This is a genomic window from Nocardiopsis sp. Huas11, assembly GCF_003634495.1.
GTDB lineage: Bacteria > Actinomycetota > Actinomycetes > Streptosporangiales > Streptosporangiaceae > Nocardiopsis.
The window spans coordinates 712,455-730,250 of sequence record NZ_RBKY01000001.1 but is presented as its reverse complement, the minus strand read 5'-3'; the positions used below and the strand labels follow the sequence as shown (position 1 = coordinate 730,250).

General features: G+C 72.9%; 19 protein-coding genes. 9 read left to right on the top strand and 10 right to left on the bottom strand.

Features of this window, described 5'->3' with window-relative positions:
- Positions 1-94: 94 nt before the first annotated feature.
- Genes DFP74_RS03175 through DFP74_RS03165 form a run of 3 tightly spaced genes read right to left on the bottom strand, consistent with a single transcriptional unit; the run spans position 95 to position 4,475 of the window.
- Entirely contained in the window at positions 95-1,810 is a 1,716-nt protein-coding gene (locus DFP74_RS03175) for an ABC transporter ATP-binding protein (protein WP_121180320.1), read from the bottom strand.
- A complete protein-coding gene (locus DFP74_RS03170) occupies positions 1,807-3,582 on the bottom strand; it encodes an ABC transporter ATP-binding protein (protein WP_121180319.1) in 1,776 nt (591 codons plus the stop codon). Before DFP74_RS03170 ends, DFP74_RS03175 begins: the two co-directional genes overlap by 4 nt.
- Positions 3,579-4,475, bottom strand: coding sequence for an alpha/beta hydrolase (locus DFP74_RS03165; RefSeq protein ID WP_233570787.1), 897 nt, complete (start codon positions 4,473-4,475; stop codon positions 3,579-3,581). The genes DFP74_RS03170 and DFP74_RS03165 overlap by 4 nt, the downstream gene beginning before the upstream one ends.
- Before the next feature lie 91 nt (positions 4,476-4,566).
- On the opposite strand from DFP74_RS03165, the gene DFP74_RS03160 reads away from it, so the two are divergent.
- On the top strand, positions 4,567-5,604 hold the full coding sequence (locus DFP74_RS03160) for a CdaR family transcriptional regulator (RefSeq protein ID WP_121180317.1): 1,038 nt from the start codon (positions 4,567-4,569) through the stop codon (positions 5,602-5,604).
- A gap of 97 nt (positions 5,605-5,701) precedes the next feature.
- Here the strand turns inward: DFP74_RS03160 and DFP74_RS03155 are convergent, their stop codons facing one another.
- Together DFP74_RS03155 and DFP74_RS03150 are read right to left on the bottom strand one after the other, a co-directional pair.
- Positions 5,702-6,844, bottom strand: a complete 1,143-nt coding sequence (locus DFP74_RS03155) for a HAMP domain-containing sensor histidine kinase (RefSeq protein WP_121180316.1) — start codon at positions 6,842-6,844, stop codon at positions 5,702-5,704.
- A complete protein-coding gene (locus DFP74_RS03150; RefSeq protein ID WP_121180315.1) occupies positions 6,841-7,515 on the bottom strand; it encodes a response regulator transcription factor in 675 nt (224 codons plus the stop codon). The genes DFP74_RS03155 and DFP74_RS03150 overlap by 4 nt, the downstream gene beginning before the upstream one ends.
- Positions 7,516-7,691: 176 nt before the next feature.
- On the opposite strand from DFP74_RS03150, the gene DFP74_RS03140 reads away from it, so the two are divergent.
- Positions 7,692-8,312 carry a M15 family metallopeptidase gene (locus DFP74_RS03140; protein ID WP_233570786.1) on the top strand — a complete coding sequence of 207 codons (621 nt, stop codon included), beginning with the start codon at positions 7,692-7,694 and terminating at the stop codon, positions 8,310-8,312.
- A 7-nt stretch (positions 8,313-8,319) separates the two neighbouring features.
- Here DFP74_RS03140 and DFP74_RS03135 read toward each other — a convergent pair whose 3' ends face one another.
- Entirely contained in the window at positions 8,320-10,059 is a 1,740-nt protein-coding gene (locus tag DFP74_RS03135) for a hypothetical protein (protein ID WP_121180312.1), read from the bottom strand.
- Positions 10,060-10,276: 217 nt separating this feature from the next.
- Between DFP74_RS03135 and DFP74_RS03130 the strand changes: the two genes are divergently transcribed.
- The 4 genes from DFP74_RS03130 to DFP74_RS03110 all read left to right on the top strand — a co-directional run bounded on the left by DFP74_RS03130 (position 10,277) and on the right by DFP74_RS03110 (position 13,382).
- Positions 10,277-10,570, top strand: a complete 294-nt coding sequence (locus DFP74_RS03130; protein ID WP_121180311.1) for a helix-turn-helix transcriptional regulator — start codon at positions 10,277-10,279, stop codon at positions 10,568-10,570.
- Positions 10,567-10,953: a VOC family protein gene (locus DFP74_RS03125; RefSeq protein ID WP_121180310.1), complete on the top strand. Its 387-nt coding sequence runs from the start codon at positions 10,567-10,569 to the stop codon at positions 10,951-10,953. The genes DFP74_RS03130 and DFP74_RS03125 overlap by 4 nt, the downstream gene beginning before the upstream one ends.
- A gap of 164 nt (positions 10,954-11,117) precedes the next feature.
- Positions 11,118-11,768 carry an SMI1/KNR4 family protein gene (locus DFP74_RS03120; protein ID WP_121180309.1) on the top strand — a complete coding sequence of 217 codons (651 nt, stop codon included), beginning with the start codon at positions 11,118-11,120 and terminating at the stop codon, positions 11,766-11,768.
- Between the two features lie 297 nt (positions 11,769-12,065).
- Entirely contained in the window at positions 12,066-13,382 is a 1,317-nt protein-coding gene (locus DFP74_RS03110; protein ID WP_147453816.1) for a tetratricopeptide repeat protein, read from the top strand.
- A 137-nt stretch (positions 13,383-13,519) separates the two neighbouring features.
- On the opposite strand, the gene DFP74_RS03105 is transcribed toward DFP74_RS03110, so the two are convergent.
- Entirely contained in the window at positions 13,520-14,095 is a 576-nt protein-coding gene (locus DFP74_RS03105; protein ID WP_121180306.1) for a snapalysin family zinc-dependent metalloprotease, read from the bottom strand.
- Between the two features lie 178 nt (positions 14,096-14,273).
- Here DFP74_RS03105 and DFP74_RS03100 point away from each other — a divergent pair, with 178 nt between their 5' ends.
- The gene (locus DFP74_RS03100; RefSeq protein WP_233570785.1) at positions 14,274-14,771 is read left to right on the top strand and encodes a hypothetical protein; all 498 of its coding nucleotides are present in this window, start codon (positions 14,274-14,276) and stop codon (positions 14,769-14,771) included.
- A 415-nt stretch (positions 14,772-15,186) separates the two neighbouring features.
- On the opposite strand, the gene DFP74_RS03095 is transcribed toward DFP74_RS03100, so the two are convergent.
- Positions 15,187-15,777, bottom strand: coding sequence for a hypothetical protein (locus DFP74_RS03095; protein ID WP_147453815.1), 591 nt, complete (start codon positions 15,775-15,777; stop codon positions 15,187-15,189).
- Between the two features lie 269 nt (positions 15,778-16,046).
- Between DFP74_RS03095 and DFP74_RS03090 the strand changes: the two genes are divergently transcribed.
- Positions 16,047-16,700, top strand: coding sequence for a hypothetical protein (locus DFP74_RS03090; RefSeq protein WP_121180303.1), 654 nt, complete (start codon positions 16,047-16,049; stop codon positions 16,698-16,700).
- Positions 16,701-16,747: 47 nt separating this feature from the next.
- Entirely contained in the window at positions 16,748-17,125 is a 378-nt protein-coding gene (locus DFP74_RS03085; RefSeq protein ID WP_121180302.1) for a hypothetical protein, read from the top strand.
- Positions 17,126-17,365: 240 nt separating this feature from the next.
- Here the strand turns inward: DFP74_RS03085 and DFP74_RS35105 are convergent, their stop codons facing one another.
- Together DFP74_RS35105 and DFP74_RS33435 are read right to left on the bottom strand one after the other, a co-directional pair.
- Complete coding sequence (locus tag DFP74_RS35105) at positions 17,366-17,593, bottom strand: alpha/beta hydrolase fold domain-containing protein (RefSeq protein WP_121180301.1); 228 nt, start codon at positions 17,591-17,593, stop codon at positions 17,366-17,368.
- Positions 17,594-17,626: 33 nt separating this feature from the next.
- The gene (locus tag DFP74_RS33435) at positions 17,627-17,791 is read right to left on the bottom strand and encodes a hypothetical protein (RefSeq protein WP_158612961.1); all 165 of its coding nucleotides are present in this window, start codon (positions 17,789-17,791) and stop codon (positions 17,627-17,629) included.
- Between the last annotated feature and the right edge of the window lie 5 nt (positions 17,792-17,796).

Genomic DNA, 17,796 nt, shown 5'->3' with positions numbered 1-17,796 from the left:
GGTCGACCGGCCGCCCGGCCTCACCGACCGGCCGCCCGGCCTCACCGACCGGCCGCCCGGCCTCACCGACCGGCCGCCCGGCCTCACCGGTCGGTCACACCGGCGTCTCGGGCGCCGCGGTGGCGTCCCAGAACTCGGCGTAACGGCCCCGCCGACGCAGGAGTTCGTCGTGGTCGCCCTCCTCCACCACCCGGCCGCCGTCCAGGAAGACGATGTGGTCGGCATGGCGCACGGTCCGCATCCGGTGGGCCACCATCACCACCGTCCGGCCCGCCATGAGCCGCTCGATGCCCTCGTGGACGGCCGCCTCGTTGGCCGGGTCCAGAGCCGAGGTCACCTCGTCCAACAGCACGATGGGCGCGTCCTTCAGCAGCGCCCGCGCGATCGAGACCCGCTGGCGCTCGCCCCCCGACAGCAGCGCCCCGCCCTCGCCGACACTCGTCCGCCAACCGGCGGGCAACCGCTCGACCACCTCGTCCAACCGGGCCGCGGAAGCCGCCGCACGCACCTCGGCGTCGTCGGCGTCGGGCCGGCCGAGCCGCACGTTCTCCTCGATCGTGCCGTCGAAGAGGTACACGTCCTGGAAGACGATGGCGAACCGCGCCATCAGCTCCTCGGAGTCGATCGTGCGCACGTCCGAGCCGCCCACGCGCACCGCGCCCCCGTCCACGTCGTGGAACCGGGCGAGCAGTTGCAGCAGCGTGCTCTTGCCCGCGCCCGAGGGCCCGACCACGGCGAGCCGCCGGCCCTGCGGCACGGACAGCGACACCCGGTCGACCACCGTGCGCTCGCCCTGCCGGAAGGTGACGGAGTCGAACTCCAGGCCGTGTCCTCGCGGCAGCACCGGGTCGCGCGGCTCCGGCAGGGGCGGGGTGCGCAGCAGCGCGTCGATGCGGTCCAGCTCGGCACGCGCGCCGCGGATCTGGCCACCGAGCTGCGCCCACGACAGCAGCGGATCGGTGCAGCGGGCGGCCAGCACCAGGATCACCACGACCTCCGCCGCGCCGATGCTCCCGCCGAGCGCGAGATAGGCGCCCAGGGCCAGCAGCGCGGTGAACGCCGCCTGTACGACGAAGGACAGCCCCACCACACCGGGCAGCGTCGCCAGCGCCGTACGCCGGGAGGCGCGCTCGACCGCACGCAGCGAGTCGTCCAGCAGACCGAACCGCTCGGTGGTGCGGCCGCCGGCCCGCAGTACCGGCTGGGCCTGGAGGAACTCCACGACCCGGCCGGCGGCCTCCTGGTCGTGTCGCGCGCGCTCGGCGTCGGCGGCGGCCGTCGCGCGCCCCGCCCGGATCTGGACCGCCGCCACGACCGGCACGACGGCCAGCGCCGCCAGTCCGAGCTGCCAGTGGAAGGCGAGCATGACGACGATGATCGCCAACGGGGTCACGGCGGCCGAGACCAGCGGCGCCAGCAGGTGCGCGAGCACCCCCATCGCCTGGAGGACGCCCTGACCGGCCAGGGTCGAGACCGCGCCGATCCGGTCCGCGTCGTACCAGCCCAGGGGCAGCCGGGCCAGATGGTCGCCCAACCGGCGGTAGAGCCCGCGCAGCATCGTGGTGCCGACGCGGAAGCCGGACAGGTCGCCGGTGTAGCGCAGGACCGCGTAGACCGCGACGGCGGTCCCGAACGCGACCAGCCAGGGCCGCGCGTCGGCGGGACTGCTCCCGAAGAGGGCCCGCAACGCGGGGACCAGCAGCGCGTAGGACAGGCCCTCGACCACCGCGGCCGCCGCCATCAGCGCGATGGTGAGCCGCATGGGCCGGGCGTGGTCGGGCCCCAACACGCGTAGCAGCGTTCGGATCATCGGAGCTCGCCTCCTCGTGGTGTGCCACCGGCGGTCGCGGTGTCATCGGTGGGGTCCGGTCGCCGGGCCCGCCAGAACCGGGCGAACGCGCCGCCCCGCGCCAGCAGCTCCCCGGGTTCGCCCTGTTCGGTGATGGTCCCGTCCTCCAACAGCACGGCGGTGTCGGCGTCGACGACGGTTTCCAGGCGGTGGGCGATGACGAGGACCGTCCGGTCGCCCCGCAGGGTCGTCAGGGCCCGGCGCACCGCCTGTTCCGTGCGCGGGTCGGCGAACGCGGTCGCCTCGTCCAGGACCAGGACGGGCGTGTCCGCCAGCAGGGCGCGGGCGATCGCGATGCGCTGCGCCTCGCCGACCGAGAGCCCGGCCCGCGTTCCGATCACCGTGTCGTATCCGTCCGGCAGCTGGAGGATCCGGTCGTGGACGCACGCCAGCCGGGCGGCGCGCTCCACGTCCTCGCGGTCGGCGTCGGGGACCGCGAGCGCGATGTTGTCGGCGACCGACGCGCGCAGCAGCCGCACGTCCTGGAAGACGAAGGAGACCGCGCGGTGCAGCCGCGACCCCTCGAGGTCGCGCAGGTCGACGCCGCCCAGGGTGACCGACCCGTGGGTGGGGTCGAAGAACCGCGGCAGCAGTTGGACCAGCGTGGACTTCCCTCCGCCCGACGGGCCGACGAGCGCGGTGACCGTTCCCGGTTCGAGGACCAGATCGATCCCGCGCAGCACCTCGTGTTCGGCGTCGTAGCCGAACCGGACACCGCGGAGCTCGATCCGGTGGCCTTGCGGCGCCACCGGGTCCACGGGTGCGGCCAGCGGCGGCACGCGCAGCACCTCCCGGATCCGCCCGACCGCCCTGCCGGCGTTCTGGATGTCGTCGAAACCGTGGCTGAGCGCCGCCACCGGGGCGGTCAGGCCCAGCCCGAGGAGCAGGAACGGCAGCAGGTCGGCCGCGGCCAGACCGCCGCTCGTGATCAGGGCGGCCCCGCCGGTCAGCACGGCCAGCAGCACGAACGGCGGCGAGAGCATCAGCTGCATGGCCGCGGCGGGCCTGGAGAGCCCGCGCACCATCAGTTGGAAGGTCCCGACGAAGTCGTCCGTGGCCGTGCGGAACCTTCGGTGTGCGCGCCCGTGGCCACCGAAGGCCTTCACGACCGTGATGCCCTGGACGAATTCCACGACCGCGCTCGCGATGCTCCCCATGGCGGAGGTGGCGGCGTCCTGCTCCCGCACCCGTGCCGGGGTCATCATGAACGGTATCGGCGTCAGGGCCAGCACCACCGGGATCAGGGTGATCAGGGTCAGGCGCCAGTCGACGGTGAACAGGTACACCAGCGACACCAGCGGCACCACGAAGGCCGCGACGAGATCGCCGGGCGTGTGGGCGATGAACGGGTGCACGGCGCTGACGTCGTCGCCCACCACCTTGGCCAGCTCACCGGTGCGGCGCCGGGAGAACCAGCCGATCGGCACGCGCCCCAGATGGGCGGCCAGCCGTCGGCGCAGCGAGAGCTGCACCCTGCCGTCCAGCACGTGCCCCACACCGGAGGAGGCGGCCGTGAACACCAGCCGCGCGAGCAGGCCGGCCGCGCCCACCAGCACGATGGTGCGGACGTGGTCGGGATCGGCCGGGCCCGGCGAGAGCAGCGCACGACCCAGCTCCGCGACCGCCAGCAGTGGTGCCAGGCCCGCGACGGCCCCGATGGCCTGGAGGACCACCACGGCCAGGAAACCCCCGGCGAAGGGCCGCAGCGGCCGGGGCGTGTCCTGCCGCGTCATGAGCTCACGGCACGGCGCAGGGCCCCGCCGAGCTCGGTGAGCTGCCGCTGGGACACCTCGGCGGACAGAATCGACTGGGAGCCGTGGAAGGTGCCGGCCCACTGGTGCAGTTCGACGGAGACTCCCGCCTGGAGCATCCGCACGGCGTAGTCGATGCCCTCGTCGCGGTTGGGGCACAACTCCGCCGTGGTGACGTAGGCGGGCGGCAGGTCGGACAGGTCGGTGGCCCGCGTGGGCGCGGCGTAGGGGGTGGCGGGGGTGGAACCCAGGTAGTACCGCCACATCTCGGTGACCTTGCCGCGGTTCATCCAGGGCGTGTCGGTGAGGTGGCGGGCCGACCAGGTCGTCTGCCGGTCGTCGATACCGGGCTGGTTGAGCAGCTGGAACCGGATCGGCGGCCCCTGCTCGTCACGCTCCCGCAGCGCCGTCGCGGCGGCGAGGCACGCGCCGGCGCTGTGGCCGCCGACCGCGACGCGCTCCGGGTCGACGCCGAGTTCGCCCGCGTGCGCGACGGTCCACGCCAACACGGCGCGGACGTCGTCCAGGGCGGCGGGGAACGGGTGTTCGGGAGCGAGCCGGTAGGCCACCGAGACCACCACGGCGCCGGACTCGGCGGCGATCCGGGTGGCCCACGGGTGTTCGGAGTCCAGATCGCCCATGACGAATCCGCCGCCGTGCAGCCAGACCAGGGCGCCCTGGGCCCGCTGCGGACGGTAGACCCGCACGGCGACGTCGGGGTCCGCGGGCACCGTACGGTCCTCGACGTCCATGCCCGGGACGTCGGGTACCGGAACCGCGGCGGACAGTTCGGCGTGCTTCGCGCGAGCGGTGACCGGGTCGATCAGATTGGGGAACAGCGGGAGGAAGGCTTCGAGTTCGGGATCCATGTCCATGATCCTGGTCCCCGGCGGGCCGGGAGGTCATCCGACGCCCGTCGGGCATCCCGGACCCGCGGCGCGACGATCGACGCGTATCCTCCAAGCCATGGAGGCATTGGCCGCACGCCTGTCGCAGTTGGACTCCGAAGCCGAGGGAGCGCTCCGTGTCGTGATGTTCTACGACACACTGATGCGCCGACGCGTGGACCTGCCCGCCCTCGCGCGGGCTTCGGCCGGCCTGGCCGAGTGCGTGGCCGGGATCCGGTTGCACGGCACGGCGCGGGCGATCCGGATGGCGCCCGACGGCGGTGAGGCCCGGACCCCGCCGGCCCAGGAGGCGTCCACCAGCCTTCCGGTCATCCTCGATGAGGAGGAGGTCGGCACGGTGTGGCTGGAACGCGCCGAGCCGGCCGGCCCTCTCGACGAACTCCTGCTCGACCGGCTCGCGATCGCCGCCGCGGCGGTCGTCGAGCGGTACGGGCCGGCGCACACCACCATGGCCGACCCGGCCCTGGTCGAACTGGTGATCAGCGCGGACGGCGACGACGCGGCCAGGCACCGGGCACTGCGGCTCCTGGGTTTCGCCGCGGACCTGCCGGTGCGGGTCATCGCCGTCCGGTCACGGCTCCCACTGGAGCGGATCGGTGCCCTGGTCTGCCCGGACCGACTGGTGAAGGCCGCACCCGTCGCCGGCGTCGGGGTCCTGCTGGCCACCGCCGTGGACCCGGACGGCTTCCCGCCGGGCGCCCACGCGGGCCTCGGCGCCGCCGACAGCCCCGAACGGTCCTGGTGGGAGGCCCGCACCGCCCTGCGCTTCGCCACCGACCGCCGACCGGTCGTCCACTACGACGGCCTGGGCGCGCTGGCGCTGCTCGCGCAGGTCCCCCCGGCGGCCGCGCGCGCCAACACCGACGTCGCGGCGATCGCCCGCCTCGCCGAGCAGCCGGAGGACCTGGACACGTTGGACGTCTACTGCGCCACCGGGTCGCTGCGCCGCGCCGCCGAACTCCTCCACCTGCACCACAGCAGCGTCGCCCGCCGACTCGAACAGATCGGCCGGTCGCTGGGCGTGGAGCTCACCGATCCCGCCGGCCTGGTCCGTGCCAGGCTCGCCCTGGTCTCGTGGCGGCTCCTGGAGGCCTGACCCGCCAGGGGCGCGGTACCTGGCCGCCGTCAGGCCCCACCCGCCGTCGGGCACTGCCCGCCGTCAGGCCCCCTTCGTCGTCCGGCCCTTTCCGTCATCAGGTCCCACCCGCCGTCGGACCCTCTCCTTCGCCGGGCGATCGGGCGTCGGAGCCGGGCAGGGTGACCGTGACGTCGAGCCCGCCTCCCTCGCGCGGGCGCACGTCGAGTGTGCCGCCGTGCACGGTGACCACCCGCGAGACCAGGGCCAGGCCCAGGCCGTACCCCTCCCCGCCGCGGCGGGTCCGGCCCTGCCCGCGCAGGAACGGCTCGGTGAGGCGCGCCACGCCCGCCTCGGTGTGCACGGCCCCGGTGTTGGCGACCCGCAGCACCGCCGCGCCGTCGTCGGCCCGGCCGGTCGAGCACCACGCCGTGCCGCCCTCGGTGTTGTGCCGCACGGCGTTGCGCAGCAGGTTGTCGGCCATGCGCGCGAGCAGCTCCTCGTCGCCGCGGGAGGCGGCGGGGCGCAGGTCGCTCTTGAGCGTGACACCGCGCCGCCGCGCCTCCGCCGCGACCTCGGCCGTGGACCACCCGGCCGCGTCGGCGAGGTCGACCGGGCCGGAGTCGGCGGTGACGGCGTCCACGGAGGCCAACCGCAGCAGGGCGTCGGTGAGGCCGACCGCGCGCGCGTTGACCACGTTCAGGCGCTCCAGCAGTGCGGCGTGGTCGTGGTCGGGATCGCGCCGGGCCACGTCGAGCATGGTCGCGGTGATCGCCAGCGGAGTGCGCAGTTCGTGGGAGGCGTTGGCGGCGAAGCGCTCCTGGGCGGAGAAGGCGTCCTGGAGCCGGTCCAGCATGTGGTCGAAGGCGTCGGCGAGGCGGCGGAACTCGTCGTCGGGCCCCCGGTGGCGGATCCGGTGGTCCAGGCGGCCGGTGGCGGCGACCCGGACCGCCGCGTCGATCCGGCTCAGCGGGCGCAGGATCCACCCGGCCAGGAACCAGCCGCCGACCAGGCCGGTGACGGCCAGGACCAGGAGCACCACTCCCGAGACCTGGACGAGGGCCTGCAGGATCTGGCCGCGGGAGGTGATGCTCACCTGGCGCACGCTCGGGTCGGAGGTGGTGAGCGGATAGTCGGGCAGGAAGCGCAGGACCGCGTACACCCCGGTCAGGACGGTCAGCCCGGCCAGGACGAGGAAGCCGGCCAGGGCGAGGGTGAGCCGCTGCCGAGCGCCGATCACGGGCAGCTCGGGCCGGCTCACCCCTGCTCCTCGGGGTCCACGAGGCGGTAGCCGACCCCGGGCACCGTGACGATCGGATCGGGGGCGCCGAGGGCCTTGCGCAGATGGGACACGGCGACCCGGGGCGCGGTGGTGAAGGGATCGGCGTACTCGTCCCACACCTTCTCCAGCAGGGTCTCCGCCGTGACGACGGCCCCGTCGGCGCGCAGCAGCGTTTCGAGGACCGCGAACTGCTTGCGCGGCAGGCGCAGCGGGTGCCCGGCCCGGTGGGCCTCCCTGCGGTAGGGGTCCAGCCGCAGGTCGCCGCACTCCAGGACGGGGTCGACCGCCGCGGCGGGACGCCTGGCGAGGGCACGCAGGCGCATTACCAGCTCCTCCAGGGCGAACGGCTTGGTGAGGTAGTCGTCGGCGCCGAGCGTGAAGCCGTCGACCTTGTCACGGAGCCGGGCCGCGGCGGTCAGCATGAGCACCCGGGTGCCGGGATGGTCGCGGACCAGGACGGCGCACACGTCGTCGCCGTGCGTGCCCGGGATGTCGCGGTCCAGGACGACGACGTCGTAGTCGTGGACGGCGATGCGCTCCAGCGCCTCGTCGCCGTCCAGGGCGACGTCGGCGGCGACGGCCTCCTGCCGCAGACCCGACCGGAGGGCCTCGGCCATGAAGGGTTCGTCCTCGACCACCAACACGCGCATGTGCCGTCCTCCCTGTTCACGGACGCCTCCGCGGGCGTGTCCGGGGTCCGAGTGTAGGAGACCGCCGTGTTGCGCCCGCGTTGCGTTTTCACCCCACACGGGCGCAACACCCCTCCTGGTGGCCTGGACGCCGTGCACCGGGCGTCGGGCCCGGTCCGGGAGAGAGGGAGGACGCGGTGGCGAGATCGCGCCGGTCCACGGTGGTCGCCGCCCTGGCGGTCACGTCTTCGGCCGTCGCCGTACTGGCGGGGGCCTGCACGCCCGGCGGCGGCGCCGGAGGAACACCGGACTCGGCCGGCCAGGACGAGGGGCCCGGTGCGGCCCAGCGGATGCCGGTCACCCGCCTGACGCCGCTGACCGAGGAGGACGGCTACGTGCCCGAGGGGGAGGGCCTGCCGGCCGCGGCCGAGGTCCCCGCGCTGGAACGGCTGGAGCCCGAGCTGCGCGCGGCCGTGCGCGAGGCGGCCGCCGCGGCCGAGGCCCAGGGTGTGGAGGTGGTCGTGACCAGCGGCTGGCGCAGCGAGCGCTACCAGCGGTTCCTCCTGGACGCGGCGGAGCAGACCTACGGGAGCGCGGAGGAGGCGGCCCGATGGGTGGCCACCGCGGAGGAGTCCTCGCACGTGACGGGGGAGGCGGTGGACGTGGGGTACACCGACGCGGCGGACTGGTTCTCCCGGTTCGGCTCGGAGTTCGGGCTGTGCCAGACCTACGCCAACGAGCTGTGGCACTACGAGCTCGCCGTGGAACCGGGCGGGGAGTGCCCGAGCCCGGCCACCGACGCCGCCGAGGGTTCGTGATGCCCCGTCAGTCGGTGAGCGGGGTCATCTCGTCGCCGTGGACGTTGACGGCCCGCACGGACACGGGATCGGCGGGCGGGCCGTCACCGCGGCGGGGACCGGGCACGGCCAGGGCCGCGTCGTCACCGTCGCCCTCGACCGGGCCCGACACGCTCAGGTCGGCGACCTCGCGCGAGGCCGCGGCCAGGTAGTGCCACCGGCCCTCGGGCTCCTGCCACCAGGTGCCCGCGACCACCTGGCGGTTCAGGTTGCTGCACGTCCATCCTCCCGGGCGCTCCCCTGCGGTGATCGTCTCGGTGCCCTCCTCGGTGCTCGCCACCAGGACCGCGCGGGCCAGGCCGCCGCCGTCGTGGGTGCCGTAGCGCACGCACACCCAGCGGCCGGCGCCGCCGCCGGGCAGGTCCTGCCGGGCGAACTCCCACGCCGTCGCGGTGGCCACCGCCCCGCGCGGCGCGTCGCCGGCGCAGGCCACCTCGCCCCACAGGTCGAAGCCGTGCTCGGTGTCCAGGACCTCGTGCGGCCCCAGGCGGCGGATCTCGGCCGGCGGGGGCGGCATGTACCCCAGGTGCGCCGTGGCGTGGCCGCCCAGGTCCACGACGGTGTAGGGCTGCCCGTGCGCGACCTCCGGGGCGCGCAACCGCAGCACCGGTCCGGTTCCGCAGTGTTCCGAGACCGGTAGGGGGTCGGTCACGCCGCGCTCGTCCCACGCGGTCTCGTTCCATCCCTCCTCCGGCGCGCCCAGGGACGCCCAGTCCGCCTCGGTGACCCACGGGGGCAGCAGGAAGCGCACGCCCTCGGAGGTCTGCGACAGGCGCAGCGCCGGCCAGTTCGCCACACCGTGGTCGGGTTCGGCGGACACCTCCACCCACGACTCGCTCCCGTCCCGGGTGTACCGGGCCATCCACGGGGCGTCGTGCAGCAGCACCACGTCACGCCCGTCGACCCGGCCGGCGAACACCAGCCGCGGGTCGCGCGGTGCCGGGTCGCTGTCATTCCAGGCGGCCAGGGCCTCGTCCACCAGGGCCTCGTCGTCGGCGGCCTCGCCGCGGGTGTGCCAGGCCGTCAGGTCCAGCCGGAAGGTCTCCCGCCACGTCCGCGCGTCCGTCAGCGCCGTCGCCGTCGCCGTCGCCGCGGCCGGCGCGGGCGCCGGGGGCGCGGGGGCCGCGGGGCCGGCGGATCCGACCAGCGCCGTCGCGGACAGGCCCAGGGCGAGCGCGGCGGTGCCGGCCACCAGCAGGACCGGCCGCCCTGGGGGTGTGCCGCGCCCGCTCACGCGCACGACCGTGGGGTCGGGCGGGCGGAAGCCGGCGGGCACGGCGGCCGCCCGGTCGAGGGCCTCCTCGGGAGCGGCGACCCCGGCGGACCGCAGCAGCGCCAGTGCGTCCTCCGGTTCCATCCGCTCGATCCGCAGGAGGGCGAACCCCGCGCGGGCCGCCGGGTCGAGCCCCTCCAGCGGGGCCAGGGACCGGGCGAGCGGTCCGGGGCCGTCGACGGGGGCGACGCGGAGTCCGGCGTGCCGACGCGTGCGGCGGGCGCGCAGCGCGCTCCGCAGGACCCGGCGGCGCACCCCCGGATACTCGTGCGCGCGGGGGTTGCGCCGGCCCCACGGCAGGGCGGAGGAGACCAGCCGGTGCGCACGGTGGAGCAGCTCGTGGGCGGGGGGCCGCCCGGACAGGGTGAGCAGGGCGAGCAGGACCAGGTTGCGGTAGGGATCCCGGGGGAGGGGGTGCTCGGCTGGCTTGGACATCGACGCTCCTCGTTTCCGAACGACCCTAGGCAAGCCGGACCGTCCTTACCCGGCGAACGGGGATTCCTGGGCCTATGTCCGAAGCGCGGGCCGAGCGGCGCGGAGCCCCGGCCGGGTCGGCACTCTGGCCGAGGTTGGCCCTCGGGCCCTCGGGTATTTCGGTGAGTACGCAGGTCACGACTTGATAGGCAAGTGGATGCTTGCCTATAGTGGGGGCATGGCCGAAGAAGTGTTCAAAGCCCTGGCCGACTCCACCCGCCGTACGATCCTCGACGAGCTCGCCGAGCGCCCCGGACAGACACTGTTCGAGATCTGCTCGCGGCTGAGCATGAAGCACCGGCTCGGGATCTCGCGGCAAGCGGTCTCGCAGCACCTGGCCGTGCTGGAGGCCGCCGGACTCGTGGAGAGCCGGCGGGAGGGCCGCTACAAGTTCCACGACCTGAACACGGCGCCGCTACGGCACATCGCCGAGCGGTGGATCAGGTCCGGCGAAGGAGAGACCACACCATGAGGATTCACCTGACCAGCGTCTTCGTCGACGACCAGGACAAGGCCCTGCGCTTCTACACCGACGTGCTGGGCTTCGTGAAGAAGACCCAGGTCCCGATCGGCGACGACTGGTGGCTGACCGTCGTCTCGCCGGAGAACCCCGAGGGGACCGAACTGCTGCTGGAGCCGTCCGGCCATCCCGCCGTGAAGCCGTTCCGCGAGGCGCTGGTCAACGACGGCATCCCGTCCACCGCCTTCGCCGTGGACGACGTGCGCGCGGAGTACGACCGGCTGCGTGAGCGCGGGGTGCGCTTCACCCAGGAGCCGCTGGAGATGGGGCCGGTCACCACCGCGGTGTTCGACGACACCTGCGGCAACCTGATCCAGATCGTGGACCAGGCGTAGGCCGCGAGCGGGGCCGGAGGCCGTGCGGCGCCGGGAGGCCGCACGATGCGCCGGCCCCGCGGCGAGTGTCGCAGCCCGCCCGTAGGCTCCGCGTGTGTCCGGGGGCACGGCGCGACCCGTCGGCGGACGGCCCCTGGACCGGACCCCGCACGGTTTGGAGCCCCATGCAGGAGAACGCACCCGACCCCGTCGTTCACACCGAACGTCAGGCGCCGCCACCGGAGGGCGCCGGCGACCCGGCCGCCGGGCCACCGGCCACCGTCGAGGCCTGGCGGGCCTTCCTGGCGGAGTTCAGCGCCGACATGCTCCGCCTCCTGGACGAGGGCGACCTGTACACCACCAGTGCGGAGCAGCGCTCCGCGTGCTGGCTGGGCTACGACGGCGCCACCGAGGAGCGGCTCTCGGCGCTGGAGCACCGACTCGGTCAGGCCCTGCCGCCCAGCTACCGCTCCTTCCTCGCCGCGTCCGACGGCTGGACCACCATGGGCACGTTCATGTACAGGCTTCGCGACACCGCCTCCGTCGGCTGGCTGGACGAGCTGGAGCACGAGGCCTTCCCCGAGGAGTACCTGCGGGGCCAGGGACTGATCGGGCCGGTCCTGCTGGTCTCCGACGAGGGCGACGCCCTGTACTGGCTGCTCGACGCGGGTGACGTCTCACCCGACGGCGAGTGGCCCGCCTACGCGTGGGCGAGCTGGTACCCCGGGCTCGGCGAGCGCCACCACTCCTTCGCCGAGCTGGTCGTCGGCGAGCGCGCCTCGTTCGAGGACCTGGTCGGGGCGCAGGGACGCCCGGCGCGCCCCGAGGACGACTAGGGCGTGTATGACGGACACTCACCCTGCTGCGCGACGCCCCAGCGGCACCCTCGCTGCGTTCTCATCAGTCAACAGCCACACCAGGAGGGGCCCACGCTGTGCGACACTGCGGAGCAGGGCACAGTAGGGGAATTCCTTCTTCGGCCTTGCGAGGCCACCACTGGATGCGCCGCTCGCGACGGGCGGCATCCGTCATACACGCCCTAGGAGGCGCCTGGGAGGCGCCGCCTACTTCAGGGGCTCGGACATGCGCGACGGGCCGTCGGTCCCGGGCCGGTGGGACTAGGCTCTGCCGTCATGGACGCCGATGATCTCGACCGACGTGTGCGCATCATGCGGGGCCTGGTGCCGACTCCCCTCGTCCTTCTGCTGATCGAGCGGGGCCACCTGGACGAGGTGCGTCGACAGGCGGCCCGGGGACAGTGGTTCTGCGCGGTCGAGTGGGCGCGCACCCTCGGCGGCCGAGGGGACGGGGACGCCGCGCTGGAGGTTCTGCGGCCGTTCACCGACACCGGCTGGTGGGAGGCCGCGCGGACCGCGGCCGACCTGGCCCAGCAGTGGGGACGAGAAAGCGAGGCCCTCGCCCTGGTCGCGCCCTTCGCGCGGGAGGGCGACCCGGTGGCTCTGGGGTACACCGCCCGGCTGCTGGCCCGCCAGGGGCGCGGCGACGAGGGCTTCGCGATGCTGCGCCCGCACGCGGGCGACCCCCGCCTCGCACGGGCCCTGGTCGAGGTGGCCGCAGGGCTCGGCCGCGATGACGAGGTCGCCGCCCTCCTCGAAGCCGCCCTCACCCGGCCCGACGCCCCCGGCGACCCCGCCCCGCTCGCGGCGGTCTACGAACGCCAGGGCAGGATCGACGCGGCCGAGGCACTCCTGCGCTCGACCCGCACGGGTGTGGTCAGCGACGTGGACGCCCTCGTCGACCTGTTGTTCCGGCAGGGACGCCATGACGACGTCCGCGCCCTCGTCCTCGGGCAGGCCGGCTCGTGGGCCGCCCACCGCCTCGCCGGTCACCTGGAACGGGCAGGGGACGTCGACGGCGCGGCCGACGTGCTCCGGCCCTTCACCGGACCCGTCTCCTGGGCGGCCCTGCGGCCGCGGGTGGTCCTGGCCCAGATGCTGCGCCGCCACGGCAGGGCCGACGAGTGCCTGGACCTGCTGCGCCCCCTGCCCCAACTGGTGGTGCCCGACGGCGAGGACACGGCCACGGTCATCGAGGAGCTGGGCACGCTGCTCAACGACCAGGGACGCCCGGAGGAGGCCCTGGCCGTCGTCGACGACCTCGTCCGACGCGACGGCGGTATGTCGGAGGAGCTGTTCGAACAACGGGTGATGCTCCTGTGCCACGCCGGGCGGGTGGGCCAGGCGCTCGCCGAGACACGGGCGCGGGCCGAGGCGGGGGAGCCGGACGCACCGGACACGGCGTGGTACCTGGCCTCCGCTCTGGAGAGGGCGGGGCGGTACGCGGAGGCCATCGGTGTGATCCGAGAGGCCGGTGACGCCTGGTGGGACAAGAGCGTCACCGCCCGGTTGCTCCTACTCCAGGGCCGGGTGCGGGAGGCCGTGGACCTCCTCACCCAGGATCCCGTTCCCCTTGGCACAGGGGAGGCCTGACCGTTGTGTACGTCCCGAACGCGCTCCTGGGCCGACTCGCCGGCCGCCGGATGTTCTCGGTGCGCGTGTGACCTCCGGCGCCCGACCCGCCGATGCGGGCCGACCGCCGAAGGCCAAGGGGCATGGCCGGCGCCCGCTCAGGCGCGGTCGACCAGGAGCTCTCCGTCGGAGGCGCGCTGGCCGCTCAGACCGGTGCCGTAGTTGGCCTCGACCCGCTGGCGCTCGGAGGCGTTGGGATAGCGGCTGGTGCAGTTCACACCGCCGGTGGAGCCCGACATCAGCGACGAGCACGGGCCGGGCTTGGCGTCGGGAAGGCCCAGGCTGTGGCCGAGCTCGTGTGCGGCGATGCGCACCGCGTCGTACCCGGCATCGGTGCCCTGACGGCCCATCCAGACGGTGACCTGGCCGCCGGGGCGCACCGGGCCCAGGTGGGCACGGGGCCAGCCGTCGTCGGCGATGATCCGGATCTCGGCGCGCCGCCCGGCGGCGGCCGGCTCCAGGCGCACGTTGTTGACGCTGGAGTTCCACACGCTCACGGCCGAGGAGACGGCGGAGGTGTACTCGGCGGCCTGGCTCGCGTCGTAGTACAGGACGGTCTGACGCAGCGGTTGGGACTGCTCCGCGGGCGCGGCGGTGGCCGGCACGGTGCCCACCAGCGTCAGCGCCAGCGCGCTCAGGGCGATCAGAAGGGGTGTGAGGATCCGTCTCAGCATGGGGGTATCCCTGGGGGTGAGGGGGCTGATCCAAAAGGTGACCGGGTGAGGTCGCCTCGATGCTAGGTGTAGTGACGAAGTGCCACAAGACGTGCAGAACGCCTAATTTCGGCGAGTTCCAGCGCCTCGGGTCCTCCCGACCGACCCGCGCGGGTGGCAGGACGCGAATAATGTCCTCATGGGAACGCAGCGCCGCCCAGAGGATCGCGGCCAACGCCTGGTACGGGACGTGCTCATGGCGCTCGAAGCGTCGACCGGCGGCGACCCGGGACGCCGCGATCTGGCCGCCGAAGTGCTCGGCGATGTCCTGCGCGGCGCCATGCTCGACGCGGCCACCGCCCGCCTGGTCGTCGGACGCCTGGTCGCCCTCGCGGTCGGCGATTCCGTGGCCGGAGTCCGTGAGGCCGCCCTGAACGCGCTCTGCGAAGCGTCCTCTCGCTACAGCCTGCCCTGGGAGCTGGTCGAACCGCTGGACGCGGCCATGGCGCGGCTGGAACCCGAACTCATCACGTATGTCCTGTGCGTCTTCGGCGCCACTCATGACCTACGAGCACGACCGCTGATCGAGCCCTTCCTCCGCCATCCCCATCCGGATGTCCGCGAGGAAGCCCGCCTCGCGGACGCCGAGATCACGATGTCCAACACCCCCGGCGGCGCCTCTCCCGGCTCTGCCTAGGACGTCACGGAAACACCGTCCACATGGCTTCTCGGGCCGGTTCAAGCACCATTCCGAGCCGGGTCCCGGACACATCCTGATGGCCGCTTTCGGCCAGTGGACTTCACCTCGCAACACACCGGACGAACCTCCGGCGCTTGTTCGATATCAGGCCCCACCTGCGTGAAGCCACGCCCGGGTCCGTTTCCATGGGTTCGCGTACGCCTGCCCAGGGCGTCGGTTCCGTCGCCGTGCACTGATAGGACATAAGGCGCGCTCGGATCACCACGCACCCAAGGCAGCCCGGTACGAGCGCTACGCGTGGATGTCCATCGGAGTCACCCTGGTGGGAGGCGTGGGCATCGGACTCGCCTTCATGAACGCCGGGTCATGAGACCGGCCAGCCATCGGGCGACCTGCACGACGAGAAGATCATTCATCTTCCCTCGCGGTGAGGAATGCAGGATGATCTCCTGCGGTGCCTCCCTGAAGTCCCGCAGAGGCTCTTCTGCATCGTCCCCCACCCCCGGAGCACTACGCCAGACTCGGGGAGATAGGGCTCCACCCTGTTGAGTTCGCTTCCGTGAACGAACGCGAACCCGCCACTCAGCTCCTCGTCGAGCATTCGTGAAATCGGATCGTCCGGCCCTCCGGGAACCGTGTGTGCGTGCACGACGTGAACCCGGGGCGCGGGGGCGTCCGCCCAGGATTCCACCCAGAAAGAGTGACCCGTATGGTCCGCCACCATCGCCGCATGGGCTGAACCGTCCTCGACACACGTATAGGCCACCAACAGTTGGTTCCCGGCGGATGCGAGTTGGACGTCATCCACGCTCCCCGACGTGCACGTCTCGGTCAGATCCCGCTGCCAGGCCACATCACCGTCGGAGTACCGGCGGCCGGCCAGTATCCCTTCGGGCTCGGCCGTCACCGACACCTCACGGAGCAGGTGCCCCGTGCCGGACACGGGCTCGCCCCAGGTGGTGTAGGACCCGATCACTCGGCCATCGCTCGAGTTCAACAGCATGGTCCTCTCCCGGTCCACAGGGCCGAGTCCAGCGTCGCTCCGTAGTGCAGGCAGGCATGGGATGCTTTCGTGATGGTTTGGCTTCAGTACCACAATGATCACGAACCCCGTGCCTGCTTCGCCATGCGCCCCCATCCGTTCCAACCAGGCCCATTGATCCACCACGGGACTTGAGCAAGCCCTGTTCCCACTGTCCGTTGAAACGGGTTCGGTCTCCGGCCGGCACCGGGTCGGCAACATGAGATTCCGCCCGAATGAAAGGTCTGAGCATGTCCGGTAAGGGTCGGCTCACCGAGATCACCGTTAAGGACCGCATCGAACCGTCGACTTGGCTTTGGCTGTCGTTCGGCCTCCTCGTGGTGCTCGCCGCGCCGTGGCTCCTGACCGCCGCCGGCACCGGTGAGGTGACGGTCAGCGATCGGGTCACGGGGCTCGAAACGCAGACCTACGCCTGGGTAGGGCCGCTGATGTGGGTCCTGGCTGCGCTCGGTTGCCCACTCCTGCTGGTGATCGGTTTGTTCTTCCGTGGCCCGGCGGTGCGCCTGAATGCCGAACGGATCCAGCTCCGCGGCAAGTCCAAGGTCTTCGCGCGCTGGGACGAAGTCGACCGAATTGTGTTGTGGCGCCGGCGGGTCCGACGATTCGGCTTGATTCCCGGCTGGGAACCGCAGGTCGCTGTCGTACCGAACAACGCCCGGACCAAGGGCTTCCAGCAAGTCGCGAGCGGGCGGCAATGGGACGCAAGCGACCTGCGGCCCAATGGCGTTCCGGAGTGGCTGCCAGGTGGGGTGCAAAAGCGCAGCGTCCGGCTCTCATACCGGTGCGGTCCCGAGTTGGCCGCGGGCATCGCCCGCTTCGCCCCGGATATCCCGGTCGTAGACGAACGGGACCCCGGACAGGCGACTCCGGTCGAACCACGTTGAGGTTCATTCGCTCAGGCGGTGCGATATGGAGCGGATGGTGGTCACTGATGCCTCAGGCTGAGGAATGCTTCGCCCTTGAGCTCGTCGAGCGCTTCCCACCGCTCGGGAAGAATATCGACTTCTACTACGACGGCCCGGAGGACTTTCTCGCCCACGTGTTCTTCGGGATCGAAGTGACACGCGAGGTAGTCGCGGCCTATGTCGCGGACATCGGTGGAGTGTCGATCGGGGGCGGGCTCGACTGGCGCGGAGTGCTCGGCTTCCTCAATCGCTGCTTGCAGTCCGGCGGCGCGGCCGTGAGGACCGTGATCGGCACGTCGTTCCTGTTCCAGCTTCCCACGCCCGGCCACGAAGGCTATGGCATTGTGGAGGAGCTGGACGACGAGCTAGCCCGACTCTTTGAGTCGGCGAGGCCGAACGGCTGACCGAGGATGCGACGCCCGCGGCCGGGCGCCACCGTCGATACCGACTCGCTCGACCAGGATCTGCCCAACGCAAACCGACCGCGACCAGCGGGACGGTCCCGGAAGCAGCCCCTCGCCCTCCTGGTCGTCGGGCCGGACGTCGTAGCGACTGCCTCCGCTGCGGTCCTCGCCGGGCTACCCAGCTCGCCAAGGGTGTCCGTGTCCTCAACACCGACGAACGCACCGGCAGATGGGAACAGCTCAGCCGAGGCCTCCATCACCTACGACTACGACGACCTGAACAACATGGTCGGCACCCAGCTGGTACTCGACCGACAGGAACGGCACGCCGCTCTGGGACACATGGCGGGCGACGGGTCCGTCGAACTGGTCGATGTGGCCGAAGACGTAGCCGCCGCCGTGGAAGAAGACCGCTGCGGGTCCAGCGACCGGGCCGTCCTGCGTACCAGCCGACCGTGATCTGAGCACCGTCGCCGGTCGGGACCCGGTGGTCGGAGATGGTCACGTCGGCCGGGACCGGCAGGGCGGCGCTTGCGGCGGCCAGTCCCGGCTCCCACACGGCCCGGCGTCCGCGATGTCGCCGACCGCCGGTGGGCCGGTCGTCGCCCTGGCCTCGCCCATGAGGGCGAGGGCCACGGCGACCTCGGGAACGAGATTCAGGGTCATGTTCT

Excerpts from the sequence above, each read along its gene's own strand:
- DFP74_RS03175 (WP_121180320.1), bottom strand. The coding sequence starts at position 1,810 with ATGATCCGAACGCTGCTACGCGTGTTGGGGCCCGACCACGCCCGGCCC.
- DFP74_RS03170 (WP_121180319.1), bottom strand. The coding sequence starts at position 3,582 with ATGACGCGGCAGGACACGCCCCGGCCGCTGCGGCCCTTCGCCGGGGGT.
- DFP74_RS03165 (WP_233570787.1), bottom strand. The coding sequence starts at position 4,475 with ATGGACATGGATCCCGAACTCGAAGCCTTCCTCCCGCTGTTCCCCAAT.
- DFP74_RS03160 (WP_121180317.1), top strand. The coding sequence starts at position 4,567 with ATGGAGGCATTGGCCGCACGCCTGTCGCAGTTGGACTCCGAAGCCGAG.
- DFP74_RS03150 (WP_121180315.1), bottom strand. The coding sequence starts at position 7,515 with ATGCGCGTGTTGGTGGTCGAGGACGAACCCTTCATGGCCGAGGCCCTC.
- DFP74_RS03135 (WP_121180312.1), bottom strand. The coding sequence starts at position 10,059 with ATGTCCAAGCCAGCCGAGCACCCCCTCCCCCGGGATCCCTACCGCAAC.
- DFP74_RS03130 (WP_121180311.1), top strand. The coding sequence starts at position 10,277 with ATGGCCGAAGAAGTGTTCAAAGCCCTGGCCGACTCCACCCGCCGTACG.
- DFP74_RS03125 (WP_121180310.1), top strand. The coding sequence starts at position 10,567 with ATGAGGATTCACCTGACCAGCGTCTTCGTCGACGACCAGGACAAGGCC.
- DFP74_RS03120 (WP_121180309.1), top strand. The coding sequence starts at position 11,118 with ATGCAGGAGAACGCACCCGACCCCGTCGTTCACACCGAACGTCAGGCG.
- DFP74_RS03110 (WP_147453816.1), top strand. The coding sequence starts at position 12,066 with ATGGACGCCGATGATCTCGACCGACGTGTGCGCATCATGCGGGGCCTG.
- DFP74_RS03105 (WP_121180306.1), bottom strand. The coding sequence starts at position 14,095 with ATGCTGAGACGGATCCTCACACCCCTTCTGATCGCCCTGAGCGCGCTG.
- DFP74_RS03100 (WP_233570785.1), top strand. The coding sequence starts at position 14,274 with ATGGGAACGCAGCGCCGCCCAGAGGATCGCGGCCAACGCCTGGTACGG.
- DFP74_RS03095 (WP_147453815.1), bottom strand. The coding sequence starts at position 15,777 with ATGCTGTTGAACTCGAGCGATGGCCGAGTGATCGGGTCCTACACCACC.
- DFP74_RS03090 (WP_121180303.1), top strand. The coding sequence starts at position 16,047 with ATGTCCGGTAAGGGTCGGCTCACCGAGATCACCGTTAAGGACCGCATC.
- DFP74_RS03085 (WP_121180302.1), top strand. The coding sequence starts at position 16,748 with ATGCCTCAGGCTGAGGAATGCTTCGCCCTTGAGCTCGTCGAGCGCTTC.
- DFP74_RS33435 (WP_158612961.1), bottom strand. The coding sequence starts at position 17,791 with ATGACCCTGAATCTCGTTCCCGAGGTCGCCGTGGCCCTCGCCCTCATG.